We start from the raw sequence: 13,199 nt of genomic DNA, 5'->3' as shown, positions 1-13,199 counted from the left end.
TTAACAATCGAGAGGAGAGGGTTAGGATGGAGAGAACGTTTTTGATGATCAAGCCGGACGGAATCGAGCGCGGATTGATTGGGGAAATTGTGAAGCGCTTTGAGCAAAAAGGGCTTCAACTGATAGCCGCGAAGCTGCTGCAGGTGAGCCCGGAGCAAGCGGCGACGCATTACGCGGAGCATCGCGGGAAAGACTTTTACGAACCGTTAATTCAATTCATCACGTCCGGGCCGGTGTTTGCGATGGTATGGCAGGGCGACCGCGCGATCGCGTTGTCCCGCAGCCTGATCGGCAAAACCGATGCGCTGGAAGCGGCGCCGGGCACGATTCGCGCCGATTATTCCGTACATACGCGATTAAACTTAATTCATGGCTCGGACTCTCCGGAAAGCGCGGAGCGCGAGATCGGCAACTTCTTCCGCCCGGATGAAATCGTAGCTTATACGAAAGCCGTTCAGAAGTGGATTTAAACACGAGGTGGAGTTGACGGGATGGAAGACCAAGATTTCCTTTTATTCATCAAAAAAGTGAAGGATTATACATCCATCGACTTGGCGCAGTATAAGGAAGCCCAGATGAAGCGCCGTCTCACTACCCTGCGGATGAAAAAGGGCTACCCTACGTTCGCGGCTTTCTTCGATGCTATGACGAAGGACAAGGCGTTGTTTTACGAGTTTTTGGATCGGATGACGATCAACGTGTCGGAGTTTTGGCGCAATCCGAACCGCTGGGAAGTGCTCGAGCAGCGCTTCTTGCCGGAGATGCTGAAGAAAACGCGCAGGCTGAAATGCTGGAGCGCCGCCTGCTCGACCGGCGAGGAGCCTTATACGCTGGCGATGATTCTGGATATGCAGAACGCATTGTCGGACAGCACCGTCATCGCCACCGATATCGACGAAGGCGCGCTGGACAAAGCGAAGCAGGCGGTTTATTCCGACCGCTCGGTTCGCGACGTGCCGGCGAAATATTTGCAGCAATATTACAAACAGGACAACCTGACGTTCCATATCGTCGATTCCTTGAAACGAGGCATTAGGTTTCAAAAGGGGAATTTGCTGACCGATCCGTTCGAGACGAATTTCGATTTGATCATCTGCCGCAACGTCATGATTTATTTCACGGAAGAAGCGAAGCATTTGTTGTATCAGAAATTTGCGAACGCGCTGAAACCGGGGGGCATCTTGTTCGTCGGCAGTACGGAGCAAATTTTCAACCCGGGTCAATACGGGATGGAGTCGGCGGAAACGTTCTTTTATCGCAAAGTGTAACCCGTACGTGAATAAAGCTTTCCATTCGATCCCATACTAGGAATATAATGCGTCTGAGGCGGATTGCCTGGCGGCAGCAGGAGGGCTCGAATGGACAAGCGAAAAGTGATCACCGCCTATAGGCGGGGGATTATTACCATGCAGGAATGCGCGCAAATTCTCGGAATCGATTCGCCGCAAATTATGGGTATGGTCGACGATCCGAAAAGCAAGGAAGGCGGCCGGCCGCTTCGCAAGAAATCGGTTAACGGCTGAGAAGGCAGGACAAGCAGGCGGCATCATGCGCTAGCCCGGGGGAGATTCCTCGCAGGCGGCGCATTTTTTGTATCCGCATTTCCTTGTCAAAGGGACAAGCCTATACTATAATTAGGCAAAGGAATGGAGTACATAAAAGCGCTAAAGCGTCCGATATGCGCACTTTAGCGCTTTTTCGTGGAACGAAAGGGGAAAAGCACGTGAGATATTTAACAGCAGGAGAAACGCATGGGCCGCAGCTGACGGCTATCATTGAAGGATTTCCGAGCAACATCAATATCGATTTTGAAGCGGTCAACTTCCAATTGGCCCGCAGGCAGAAGGGGTACGGCCGCGGTCGCCGAATGCAAATCGAGAAGGATACGGCGAACATCGTCGGCGGCGTACGCCACGGCAAAACGACCGGAGCGCCGATTGCCCTTGTCGTCGAGAACAACGATTGGAAGCATTGGACGTCCGTGATGAACATAGAGCCGATCGAAGGCAACGACGAAACGAAACGCCGCGTGAACCGCCCGCGCCCGGGTCACGCCGATTTGAACGGCGGCCTGAAATACAACCAGCGCGATTTGCGCAACATCCTGGAGCGCTCCAGCGCGCGCGAAACGACGATGCGCGTGGCGGTAGGCGGGATGGCCCGCGAGCTGCTGAAGGAGTTCGGCATTAAGGTGGCCGGACAAGTGATCCGCATCGGCGAAGTCGAAGTGAAACGCCAGGAACTGCCGATTGACGAGCTGATCCGCATCACCGAGGAGTCGCCGGTTCGCGTCACCGACAAGGAAGCGGAAGCGCGGATGATCGCCGCGATCGATGCGGCCAAGAATGATGGGGACACGCTCGGCGGTGTGATCGAGTGCATCATCGAGGGAGTACCTGCCGGTCTCGGCAGCCACGTGCAATGGGACCGCAAGCTGGACGGCCGGATTGCGCAGGCTGTGCTATCGATACAAGCGTTCAAAGGCGTCGAATTCGGCATCGGCTTTAAAGCGGCCGAACGTCGGGGTTCCACGGTGCATGACGAAATCATGTTCGAGGAAGGCCGCGGCTTTTACCGCGCAACCAACCGCGCCGGAGGTTTCGAAGGCGGGATGACAACCGGCGAACCGATCGTCGTACGCGCCGTGATGAAGCCGATCTCCACGTTGTACAAGGCGCTGCAGAGTGTCGACATCGATTCGAAAGAAGCGTTCACGGCGCAGGTCGAGCGCTCGGATACGTGCGCGGTGCCGGCGGCCGGCGTGATTCTGGAGAACGTTGTCGCCTGGGAAGTGGCGAGCGCGTTCATGGAGAAATTCGGCGGTGATTCGCTGGAGGAAATCCGCAACAACTATAACAGCTACTTGGCGCAGATCAAGAGCTACTAAGCAGGTGAGTCGGAGAATGATCAGAGAGCTTACAGTGGACCTCGGAGACAGATCGTATCCGATCTATATCGGGCAAGGGCTGCTCCAAGATATTGCCGTTTATTTAACGAAACACGGGATTTCCAAAGCGTCTCCGCTGTTAGTCGTTACGGACTCTCATGTAGCCAAGCATCATTTGGCTGCGGTTCAACAACGTCTGGAGCAGGACGGCTTTCGAACGGCTGTTCATACCGTCGCTTCCGGCGAGAAGTCGAAGTCGCTGCGAGTGCTCGAAGACGTTGTGACGACTTGTCTGCAGGCGGGTTTGGACCGCAAGTCGACGATCATCGCGCTGGGCGGAGGCGTCGTCGGCGATTTGGCCGGATTTGTGGCGGCCAGTTATATGCGCGGCATTCGCTTCGTGCAAATCCCGACGACTATTCTGGCCCATGACAGCAGCGTCGGCGGTAAAGTGGCGGTCAACCATCCGCTCGCCAAAAATATTATCGGTGCGTTCCACCAGCCGGAGCTCGTATTATACGATACGACAACGTTGGGAACGCTTCCGGATCGCGACGTTCGTTCGGGTTTGTCCGAGATGATCAAGCACGGCTTGATCTGGGATGCCGAGTTTACCGCATGGTGCGAGGACAATGCCGATCGTCTCGTCGGCTTAGACCCGGAAGCGCTGCAATACGGCTTGTACAAGGGATGCAGCGTCAAAGCCGCGGTCGTGTCCCAGGACGAGCGGGAGAACGACCTGCGGGCGATTTTGAACCTTGGCCATACGATCGGACATGCGCTGGAAGCGGTAGCCGGATACAATGAGCTGCTACACGGGGAGGCGATCTCGATCGGGATGGTCGGCGCGGCCATGTTATCCGTGCGGCTCGGCAACCCCGAGTCCGTGTATACGACGACCGAGCGCATTTTCCGCAAATTCGGCTTGCCGACGCGGATTCCGGCGCATTTCGATACGGATGCCATTATGCGCGCAATGATGCACGATAAAAAGTTTAACGAAGGCAAGATGGTCTATATTGTCCCAACCGAAATCGGCAAAGTGGAAATTAACAAAAACGTATCTGCGGATCTCGTTCGAGACATCGTGGATCGCCTAAAACAGGAGGCTTGACGGCATGTTTGTACGGGGAGTTCGCGGTGCGATTACGGTGGAGCATAACGATGAGAAAGAAATTTTGTCGGCAACGAACGAGTTGCTGAATCAAATCATCCTCGAGAACGGCATCGTTCCGGATGAGATTGCCAGCGTGTTCGTCACCGTTACGCAAGACTTGACAGCTACGTTCCCGGCGCGCACGATACGTCAAATGGAAGGCTGGGAGCTTGTTCCGTTGATGTGCTCGGTGGAAATTCCGGTGGAGGGCGCCCTGCCCAAATGTATCCGCTTGATGGTGATGATCAACACGGACAAGAAACAGGATGAAGTAAAACACGTTTATTTGAAAAATGCGATGCGTTTGCGTCCGGACTTATCCAAATTGACAAAATCATAATTGAGGTAGTATAGTTGAAAGTAATCAGCCGGTGAGAGTCGCCGGGTGCAGACGAGCCGAGTAGAGTATAGCCGAGTTTAGCAGAGATGAGTCGAGTCCTAGCGTAATGAATCATGCGACCGAAGCGGAGCGCCCAGTTGCAGACAGACCTGATGAGTTTTCATTAGGCTCTTTCCTTGCTTGTTTTCGTTCGCGTACCGTGGTTCGCTTTTTATGCATCGAAACCTGCTGAATACCGCCTCTACGTTCGCGTAGAGGCTTTTTATTTTGCATCTAACGGCACAAGTTTTGTCCAAGATGAGTGGAAGACGAGTAGAGGAGAGATGAAGCGATGTACACACCGGAAGCCAAAGAGGTCATCCGTCTCGCGAAAGAGTATAACTTGATCCCTGTGGCCCGCACGTTAATGGCCGACACGGAGACGCCGATCCGCGTGTTCCAGCACTTTTACGAAGAACGGCGTTCGTTCCTTCTGGAAAGCGTGGAGGGCGGTGTGAAGTGGGCGCGTTATTCGTTCATCGGAACGGATCCGTTCATGATGATTCGTGCGAAGCACGGTGAAACGGTGATCGAAGGGCCGGAAGGGACGAAAACCGTGCAGGAGAAGCCGCTCGAAGTGCTGAAAGGCTATCTTCGCGGCTTCCGCAGCCCTTCGCTGCCGGATTTGCCGCGCTTCACCGGCGGTGCGGTCGGCTTCTTCGGTTACGATCTGCTGCAGTATTATGAGAAGCTGCCGAAGCATCGTCACGACGATATGCAGATGAACGACATCGAATTCATGTTCTGCGATCAGGTTATCGTATTCGATCACTTCAAACAACAGCTGAAGGTTATCGCCAACGTTCACGTGCCGCAGCATGGCACCGATGCCGATATTATGGCCGCGTATGAAGCGACCTGCGCGAAAATCGAGGCAACGATCGAGCGGCTTCGCCGGCCGCTGCCGGCGCTCTCGATGTCGCACCGGGCGATTCCCGACGAAGTCGAGCTTGGCGAAATCAAGTCGAACTTGACGAAGGAACAGTTTATCTCGAACGTGAACCAGGCGAAAGAATACATTCGCGCCGGCGACATTTTCCAGGTGGTGCTGTCCCAGCGGTTCGAAATCGAAACGAAAGTATCGCCTCTTCAAGTGTATCGCATTCTGCGGACGATGAATCCGTCGCCCTACATGTACGTGTTGAAAATGGACGACGAGGTCATCGTCGGCACCTCCCCCGAGCTTCTCGTCCGCGTCGAAGATGACAAGGTGGAGACGCGTCCGATTGCCGGCACGCGGCCGCGCGGCAAGACGCCGGAGCAGGACCTGGCGCTCGAACAAGAGCTGCTTGCCGACGAGAAGGAACGCGCGGAGCACTTGATGCTGGTCGATCTCGGTCGGAACGACATCGGACGCGTGTCCGAGTTCGGTTCGGTCACATGCGATACCTTCATGCAAATTGAGCGTTACTCGCACGTTATGCATATCGTTTCGAACGTTACCGGGAAAATGGCCAAGGATAAAGATTTCTACGACGCGTTCATCTCCTGCCTGCCGGCCGGTACCGTCTCCGGCGCGCCGAAGCTGCGCGCGATGGAAATCATCGCCGAGCTGGAGAATGAAGCCCGCGGAGCTTACGCCGGAGCGATCGGGTATCTTGGCTTTTCCGGCAATTTGGATACGTGCATTACGATTCGCACGATTATTTTCAAGAACGGCAAAGCTTACGTACAGACGGGTGCGGGAATCGTGTGGGATTCCGTACCGGAGAGCGAATACCAGGAGACGGTCAATAAAGCGATGGGCATGCTGAAATCGATTCGTGTGGCGGAAGCGGTATTTGCGCCGGAAGCGCGCGAGTTTGCATTGATCAATCACGATTATTACGAGTAAGGCGAGCGAAGCTGAGAGGAGCGGATACGAGGATGGAAACGGCGACATTGACGGTGCAGCAAGCGATCCAAAAGATGATCGGCTTGCAGCATTTGACGAGAGCGGAAGCGCGCGATGTGATGGACGTCATCATGGAAGGCGAAGCCACGGCGACACAGATCGGGGCGCTGCTGACCGCACTGCGGATAAAAGGCGAAACGATCGAGGAAATTGCCGGCTTTGCCGAGACGATGCGCGCCAAATCGAACCGCGTGCAAACCGGGCAGACGAATCTGCTCGATACGTGCGGGACAGGCGGGGACGGTGCCGATACGTTCAACATCTCGACGACAGCGGCGATCGTAGCGGCGGCCGGCGGCATCCGCGTAGCGAAACACGGCAATCGTGCGATGTCCAGCAAGAGCGGCAGCGCGGACGTGCTGGAGGCGCTCGGCGTCAACATTCAATTGAATCAGGAGCAGGCGGCTTTGTGCCTGGAGCGCGTCGGTATTTGCTTTATGTTCGCGCAGCTTTATCACCAATCGATGAAGCATGTTGCCGGACCGCGCCGGGAGCTGGGCTTCCGTACCGTCTTCAATCTGCTCGGGCCCCTGACGAACCCGGCCGGGGCGGACCGGCAGGTGCTTGGGATATTCGACCGCGGCAAGACGGAAACGATCGCCCACGTCATGCAGGCGCTTGGCGTGAAGCGCGCTTTGGTCGTCGCCAGCCTGGACGGTCTCGATGAAATCAGCGTCTCCGACGCGACACAGGTGACCGAGTTGAAAGACGGCGACATTCGCACGTTTGAAGTGACGCCTGAAGAGCTGGGGCTGTCTCGTTATAAGATGAAAGATGTTGTCGGCGGAGACGCGAAGACGAATGCGGGCATTATCCGCGATATCGTATCCGGCAGCCGGGGCGCATGCCGGGATATCGTGCTGGCTAACGCCGGAGCTTGTTTCTATGTAACCGGCAAAGCCGACTCGCTCCGCCATGGGGTAGAGCTGGCTGCAGCGGCGATAGACAGCGGCGCGGCCAAGCTGAAGCTGGACCAACTAGTTCAATTTACGGGAGACGTGAGCCATGTTTCTTGATCGAATCGTTGCGACGAAACGCGAAGAGGTCGCTTTATTAAAGGAATCGGTAACGATCGCCGAAATGGAGAAGCAGATCGCCGGTCTGGCGCCGTGCGCCGGGTTCGAGCGCGCGTTAAGTACGGGCCGGAGACGCCCGATGGGGCTTATCGCGGAAGTGAAGAAGGCCTCGCCTTCCAAGGGGTTGATCCGCGAGGACTTCGATCCTGTCGGTTTGGCGCAAGCCTATGAAGCGGCGGGAGCGGATTGCATCTCCGTATTGACCGACGCGCCGTACTTTCAAGGCGCAAACGATTATTTGAGCCGCGTTCGGCAGGCGGTGAACGTACCGCTGCTGCGCAAGGATTTTACGATCGACCCGCTGCAAATTTACGAAGCACGCTGCATCGGAGCGGACGCGATCTTATTGATTGCGGCCATTCTGACGACGGAGCAATTGCGCGACTTCCAGGCGATTGCCCGTTCGATCGGACTGGATGTCTTGATTGAGGTGCACGACCGCGAGGAGCTGGATCGCGTGCTGACGCTTGGGCCATCGATGGTCGGCATCAACAACCGGAACTTGCAAACGTTCGTCACCGACCTTGGGACGACGGAAGAGCTCGTTGGCTATATTCCGAGCGGTGTGACGGTCGTCAGCGAAAGCGGCATTATGCAGGCGGCCGAAATCGGCCGGCTGCAATCGGCAGGCGCCCATGCGGTGCTGGTCGGTGAATATTTCATGCGTCAGCCCGACGTAACGGAAGCGGTGCACGGCTTGATGGGCCCGCTGAGCGGCGCTGCGTTGTCCAAGGAGTGAGCGGAAGATGGCCTTGGTGAAAATATGCGGGCTGCAAACGCCGGATTTGGCTGCCGAGGTGGCCAGGCTCCCCGTCGACTACGTCGGCTTCGTGTTTGCCCGAAGCAAACGGCAGGTGAGCGCGGCGCAGGCGGGCGCGATGATCGCCGCGATGCGGGAAGCCAGCCCGGAGAGGCGCGTGAAAGCGGCCGGCGTGTTCGTCAATCCGGCGCTGGAGGAATTGGATGCCGTACTCCGGGAGGCGCCGCTTGACGTGCTGCAGCTGCACGGGCAAGAAACGCCCGACTACTGCCGCACGGTGAAGGAGCGCTACCCCGGCGTGAAAGTGATAAAGGCCTTCTCTTTGCCGCATGAAGCCGCGGCAGCGGGGGACGGACCGTCCGGGGCAGGGCCGGATGTTTCGGCGATAGCCGATCGCTTTAACCCTTATCTCGGGACGATAGACGGGATTTTGCTCGATACGCTCGATCCCTTATACGGCGGCGGTTCGGGCAAGACGTTCGCCTGGCATGTCATTCCGTCCTATCTGGCGTGGAGCCGCGAAGCGGGAATTTCGCTGCTCGTGGCCGGAGGCTTGCGGCCGGATAACGTGGGCAGCCTGCTGGACGCTTACCATCCCGACGGGGTTGACGTTTCCAGCGGGGTGGAAACCGACGGGGCCAAAGATCTGATGAAAATAAAGACGTTCGTCGAAAGGGTGAAATCGATTGTTTAACGGTCCTGATGAGCATGGCCGCTTCGGTAAATTCGGGGGACGCTACGTCCCGGAAACGCTGATGAATGCGTTGATCGAGCTGGAGCAAGCCTTCAAAACGTATACGAAGGAAGACAAGTTCAAAGAAGAGCTTCACTACTGGCTGCATCGTTATTCCGGCCGTCCGACGTCGCTTTATTATGCCGGACGCTTGTCCGAGCAGCTTGGCGGCGCCAAAATTTATTTGAAGCGCGAAGATTTGAACCATACGGGCGCGCACAAAATCAACAACGCCCTAGGACAAGGGCTGCTCGCCAAATGGATGGGCAAAACGAAAATTATCGCCGAGACGGGCGCAGGCCAGCACGGCGTCGCGACGGCAACGGTTGCCGCCTTATTCGGCTTCGAATGCAAGGTGTTCATGGGCGAAGAGGACATTAAGCGTCAGCAGCTCAACGTGTTCCGGATGAACCTGCTGGGCACTGAAGTCGTGCCCGTCACTTCGGGGACGCGCACCCTGAAGGACGCTTGCAACGAAACACTGCGTTACTGGGTAAGCCACGTTGACGATACGTACTACATTTTGGGCTCGGCCACTGGACCTCATCCTTATCCGCTTATGGTGCGCGATTTCCAACGGATCATCGGAGACGAATCGCGCAAACAAATTCTTGAGCTGGAAGGACGTCTGCCGGATATGGTCATTGCCGCGGTAGGCGGAGGCAGCAACGCAATCGGTATGTTCTATCCGTTCATCGGAGATGAGAACGTGCGTTTGGTCGGCGTGGAAGCCGCCGGGCACGGGGTAGAGACGGAGAAGCATGCCGCAACGATGACGCGCGGGACGAAGGGGGTCTTCCAAGGCTCGTACAGTTATTTGCTGCAGGACGAGTATGGCCAGGTGCAGGAAGCGCATTCGATCTCCGCGGGTCTCGATTATCCGGGCATCGGTCCGGAGCATTCGCACTTGAAGGATACCGGGCGCGCCGAGTACGTACCGATTTCCGATCAGGAAGCGCTGGACGCCTTGCAGCTGCTCAGCCGTACGGAAGGCATCATCCCGGCGCTCGAGAGCGCGCACGCCATTGCCGAGACGATCAAACGCGCACCGCAGCTCGGCAAAGATCAGATCATTGTCGTAAGCTTGTCCGGACGCGGTGACAAGGACGTTGAGGCGATCATGTCCTATTTGGGAGGGAACGCGCATGAATCGCATTGACCAGAAGTTTGCCGAATTGCGTGAGAAGAAGCAGTCCGGGTTTATTCCGTTCATCTCGGTCGGCGATCCGGATTTGCGGACGTCCGTCGATATCGTCAAAACATTGGAGGAAGCGGGAGCGGACATGGTGGAGCTGGGCGTTCCGTATTCCGATCCGCTAGCGGACGGACCTGTCATTCAACGCTCCTCGCTGCGCGCGCTGCAAGGCGGCCGCATCTCCATTCTCGACTGCATTCAGGTGGCGAAACAGGCGCGCAGCGAAGGCTGCGAGCTGCCGTTCATCTTGTTCACCTATTTTAATCCGGTATTGCAAACCGGGCTCGAACGCATATTCCCGCTGCTGCAGGAGAGCGATATCAGCGGTTTGATCATCCCCGACCTGCCGATGGAGGAGGACGAGGAGGTGCGTGCGATGGCCGCGCAGTATGGCATCCACTTGATACCGCTTGTCGCCCCGACGTCCAAAGAACGCGTACAGCGAATCGTTTCCCGCGCAAGCGGCTTCGTCTACTGCGTATCGTCGCTTGGGGTGACGGGCACGCGCACGGAGTTCCATACGGGGATCGACGAGTTCCTGAGCACGGTGAAGGCTTCGACCGATTTGCCGGTCGCCATCGGCTTCGGCATTTCGAACAACGAGCAGTTTAAGCGTTTCTCAGGGGTTTGCGACGGTATCGTCGTCGGCAGCGCGTTGGTCCGGCAGATCGAAGAGGCGCTGCCTCAGCTTACCGATCCGAACGCCAAATCGGAAGGACTCTTGCAAATTCGCAATTTCGTCAAAGCCTTGATCGAATAAACGAAACCCGATGGGCCTGCTTCGTAAACGGCAATGCCGGTGAGCCTTTATATAATGCTTAACATTTAGCCGCAGTTATGAGAGAATTGATAGGGAACTGGTCCCAGTTCGGATTATGATCGATGAGGTGACTTACGAAGTGAAGCCTAAACAAAATATTATGCATCTTCCCGTCTATCAACCGGGCAAACCGATTGACGAAGTGAAGCGGGAGCTCGGTCTGACCGAGGTCATTAAGCTCGCGTCCAACGAAAATCCGTTCGGCTGCTCGCCGAAAGCGAAGGAAGCGATTATTGCCGCCGTCGAACAAACGAGCATTTATCCCGACGGCGGAGCCGTCGAGTTGACTCAAGCGGTAGCGGCCGAGCTCGGCGTGCAGCCGAACCAAATCATTTTCGGCGCAGGCTCGGACGAAGTTATTCTGATGATCGCCCGTGCGTTCCTGACGCCGCAGGACGAGACCATTGCCGCTTTCCCTACATTCCCGCAGTACAAGCATAATGCCGAGGTGGAGGGGGCGACCGTGATCGAGGTTTCCGTCGATGCGGACGGGAAGCACGACCTCGGAGCGATGCTGGCGAAGGTGAACGAGCGTACGAAGATCGTCTGGATTTGTAATCCGAACAATCCGACAGGGACGATACTGAACGAGCAAGAAATCGTTTCGTTCTTGGATGCCGTTCCGGATCATGTGATGGTTGTGCTCGATGAAGCTTACGTCGAATACACGGTAAACGGACAATTTCCGGACAGCATCGCGCTGCTGAATAAGTATAAAAACATCGTCGTGCTGCGCACGTTCTCCAAAATATTCGGCCTGGCTTCGCTGCGGATCGGATATGGCGTCGGTCACCCGGACGTCATCCGTTCCGTCAATCAAGTGCGCGAGCCGTTCAATACGACGAGCTACGCGCAGAAAGCGGCGCTGGCTGCGGTGAAAGATAAAGCGTTCATCGAATTTTGCCGTGACGCAAACGCCAAGGGCATTGCGCAGCTGACCGCTGCCTTCGATGAAATGGGCCTGCCGTATTTCGACGCGAACGGCAACTTCATTATGGTTGATGTCAAGCGTCCGGGGAATGACGTATTCCAAAGCCTTCTGCGCCAAGGTATCATTGTCCGCCATGACCCGAGCTGGGGTTATCCGACCATGATCCGGGTAACGGTAGGCAGCGAAGAACAGAACGACAAGTTTGTAGACGCGCTTAAGCTGGCGCTCCGTGAAGTGGCGGTTTCATGACGAGAATCGCCATATTCGGGGTAGGCTTGATCGGCGGCTCTTTGGCGCTTTCCTTCAAAGGGAAGCCCGGACTGCAAGTCGTGGGTCATTCCAACAACCCTGGCTCTATCGAGAAATATTTAAAACGCGAGGTTGTCGATTATGCGACGACCTCGCTGGAAGAGGCGGCGTTGGACGCCGATTTCATCTTTTTGTGCGTCCCCGTCGGCAAGCTGGAAGAATATTTGCACCGGCTTGCGAAGCTTCCGCTGAAGCCGGGCTGCATCATCACCGACGTCGGCAGCACCAAAGCGTCGGTTGCGTCATGCGCGGCCGCGCTGCAATTCAGCGGTGCCCACTTTATCGGCGGCCACCCGATGGCAGGTAAAGAAAAGTCCGGCGTCGAGGCGGCGAGCTCCCGCTTGTTCGAGAACGCATTCTACGTGCTGACGCCGGATCCTTCTACACCGGAAGCCGCCTACGATCGGCTGGCCGAGCTGCTGCAGCATACGCGCGCGCATTTGGTTAAGGTGGATCCGGTGCTGCATGACGAGATCGTCGGCGCGATCAGCCATCTGCCGCATATTATAGCGGTGGCGCTGGTCAATCAGATTGCGCGTTACAATGAATCGAACGAGCTGTACCAAATTTTGGCGGCAGGCGGATTTCGCGACATTACGCGGATCGCTTCGAGCGATCCGATCATTTGGCGCGACATTTTACTCAATAATAAAGGAGTCGTGCTGCAGCTGCTGAAGGATTGGAACAAGGAGATCGCTGGGTTCATACGGCTCATCGAGCAGGAGGACGGGCCGGGAATCGAACGGGAGTTCCAGCGTGCGGGGGCATTCCGTAACGGGCTTCCGGAGCGGCGTAAAGGCGTTATTCATTCCTTCTACGAGATTTATGTCGACGTCCCCGACCATCCGGGCGTGATCGGTCAAATCACAACGCAGCTCGGCAGTCATCGGGTAAACCTGAGCAATATTCAAATCATTGAAAGCCGGGAAGACGTGCCGGGCGTACTGCGATTATCCTTCCGCGAGGAAGCCGATATGGACAAGGCGCTCGAGCTGTTGAAGAAAGACTACGCGGTTCACGTGTAGTCTTTTTTCTTGGCTGTGCGCCCGGCATGGGCGA

At 56.5% G+C, this 13,199-nt stretch carries 14 protein-coding genes; all 14 read left to right on the top strand.

Annotated features, from left to right (window positions below):
- Positions 1-26 precede the first annotated feature (26 nt).
- The 14 genes from ndk to ACZ439_RS01605 all read left to right on the top strand — a co-directional run bounded on the left by ndk (position 27) and on the right by ACZ439_RS01605 (position 13,165).
- The gene (gene ndk / locus ACZ439_RS01670) at positions 27-470 is read left to right on the top strand and encodes a nucleoside-diphosphate kinase (protein ID WP_054797271.1); all 444 of its coding nucleotides are present in this window, start codon (positions 27-29) and stop codon (positions 468-470) included.
- Between the two features lie 21 nt (positions 471-491).
- Positions 492-1,268 carry a CheR family methyltransferase gene (locus ACZ439_RS01665; RefSeq protein ID WP_127607962.1) on the top strand — a complete coding sequence of 259 codons (777 nt, stop codon included), beginning with the start codon at positions 492-494 and terminating at the stop codon, positions 1,266-1,268.
- Positions 1,269-1,358: 90 nt separating this feature from the next.
- Entirely contained in the window at positions 1,359-1,523 is a 165-nt protein-coding gene (locus ACZ439_RS01660; protein ID WP_164751817.1) for a hypothetical protein, read from the top strand.
- A 200-nt stretch (positions 1,524-1,723) separates the two neighbouring features.
- Positions 1,724-2,887: a chorismate synthase gene (gene aroC / locus ACZ439_RS01655; protein WP_054797289.1), complete on the top strand. Its 1,164-nt coding sequence runs from the start codon at positions 1,724-1,726 to the stop codon at positions 2,885-2,887.
- 16 nt (positions 2,888-2,903) lie between these two features.
- Complete coding sequence (aroB, locus tag ACZ439_RS01650) at positions 2,904-4,001, top strand: 3-dehydroquinate synthase (RefSeq protein ID WP_054797270.1); 1,098 nt, start codon at positions 2,904-2,906, stop codon at positions 3,999-4,001.
- Between the two features lie 4 nt (positions 4,002-4,005).
- Complete coding sequence (gene aroH, locus ACZ439_RS01645) at positions 4,006-4,383, top strand: chorismate mutase (protein ID WP_127607964.1); 378 nt, start codon at positions 4,006-4,008, stop codon at positions 4,381-4,383.
- A gap of 331 nt (positions 4,384-4,714) precedes the next feature.
- A complete protein-coding gene (gene trpE, locus ACZ439_RS01640; protein ID WP_054797268.1) occupies positions 4,715-6,256 on the top strand; it encodes an anthranilate synthase component I in 1,542 nt (513 codons plus the stop codon).
- Positions 6,257-6,288: 32 nt separating this feature from the next.
- A complete protein-coding gene (gene trpD, locus ACZ439_RS01635) occupies positions 6,289-7,332 on the top strand; it encodes an anthranilate phosphoribosyltransferase (RefSeq protein WP_054797267.1) in 1,044 nt (347 codons plus the stop codon).
- Positions 7,322-8,131 (top strand): indole-3-glycerol phosphate synthase TrpC, encoded by an 810-nt coding sequence (gene trpC / locus ACZ439_RS01630; protein ID WP_054799572.1) that lies wholly within the window; start codon positions 7,322-7,324, stop codon positions 8,129-8,131. Before trpD ends, trpC begins: the two co-directional genes overlap by 11 nt.
- 7 nt (positions 8,132-8,138) lie before the next feature.
- The gene (locus ACZ439_RS01625) at positions 8,139-8,846 is read left to right on the top strand and encodes a phosphoribosylanthranilate isomerase (RefSeq protein ID WP_464620549.1); all 708 of its coding nucleotides are present in this window, start codon (positions 8,139-8,141) and stop codon (positions 8,844-8,846) included.
- Positions 8,839-10,044, top strand: a complete 1,206-nt coding sequence (trpB, locus tag ACZ439_RS01620; RefSeq protein WP_054797266.1) for a tryptophan synthase subunit beta — start codon at positions 8,839-8,841, stop codon at positions 10,042-10,044. Before ACZ439_RS01625 ends, trpB begins: the two co-directional genes overlap by 8 nt.
- Entirely contained in the window at positions 10,031-10,840 is an 810-nt protein-coding gene (gene trpA, locus ACZ439_RS01615; RefSeq protein WP_054797265.1) for a tryptophan synthase subunit alpha, read from the top strand. Before trpB ends, trpA begins: the two co-directional genes overlap by 14 nt.
- Positions 10,841-10,979: 139 nt before the next feature.
- The gene (gene hisC / locus ACZ439_RS01610) at positions 10,980-12,080 is read left to right on the top strand and encodes a histidinol-phosphate transaminase (RefSeq protein ID WP_054797288.1); all 1,101 of its coding nucleotides are present in this window, start codon (positions 10,980-10,982) and stop codon (positions 12,078-12,080) included.
- Complete coding sequence (locus tag ACZ439_RS01605) at positions 12,077-13,165, top strand: prephenate dehydrogenase (protein ID WP_054799571.1); 1,089 nt, start codon at positions 12,077-12,079, stop codon at positions 13,163-13,165. Before hisC ends, ACZ439_RS01605 begins: the two co-directional genes overlap by 4 nt.
- The last annotated feature ends 34 nt before the right edge of the window (positions 13,166-13,199 follow it).

It is taken from the genome of Paenibacillus sp. JCM 9796, from assembly GCF_055379675.1.
Note: the sequence above shows the minus strand (reverse complement) of the source record. Positions and strands in the feature narration are given on the sequence as shown.

Excerpts from the sequence above, each read along its gene's own strand:
- ndk (WP_054797271.1), top strand. The coding sequence starts at position 27 with ATGGAGAGAACGTTTTTGATGATCAAGCCGGACGGAATCGAGCGCGGA.
- ACZ439_RS01665 (WP_127607962.1), top strand. The coding sequence starts at position 492 with ATGGAAGACCAAGATTTCCTTTTATTCATCAAAAAAGTGAAGGATTAT.
- ACZ439_RS01660 (WP_164751817.1), top strand. The coding sequence starts at position 1,359 with ATGGACAAGCGAAAAGTGATCACCGCCTATAGGCGGGGGATTATTACC.
- aroB (WP_054797270.1), top strand. The coding sequence starts at position 2,904 with ATGATCAGAGAGCTTACAGTGGACCTCGGAGACAGATCGTATCCGATC.
- aroH (WP_127607964.1), top strand. The coding sequence starts at position 4,006 with ATGTTTGTACGGGGAGTTCGCGGTGCGATTACGGTGGAGCATAACGAT.
- trpE (WP_054797268.1), top strand. The coding sequence starts at position 4,715 with ATGTACACACCGGAAGCCAAAGAGGTCATCCGTCTCGCGAAAGAGTAT.
- trpD (WP_054797267.1), top strand. The coding sequence starts at position 6,289 with ATGGAAACGGCGACATTGACGGTGCAGCAAGCGATCCAAAAGATGATC.
- trpC (WP_054799572.1), top strand. The coding sequence starts at position 7,322 with ATGTTTCTTGATCGAATCGTTGCGACGAAACGCGAAGAGGTCGCTTTA.
- ACZ439_RS01625 (WP_464620549.1), top strand. The coding sequence starts at position 8,139 with ATGGCCTTGGTGAAAATATGCGGGCTGCAAACGCCGGATTTGGCTGCC.
- trpA (WP_054797265.1), top strand. The coding sequence starts at position 10,031 with ATGAATCGCATTGACCAGAAGTTTGCCGAATTGCGTGAGAAGAAGCAG.
- ACZ439_RS01605 (WP_054799571.1), top strand. The coding sequence starts at position 12,077 with ATGACGAGAATCGCCATATTCGGGGTAGGCTTGATCGGCGGCTCTTTG.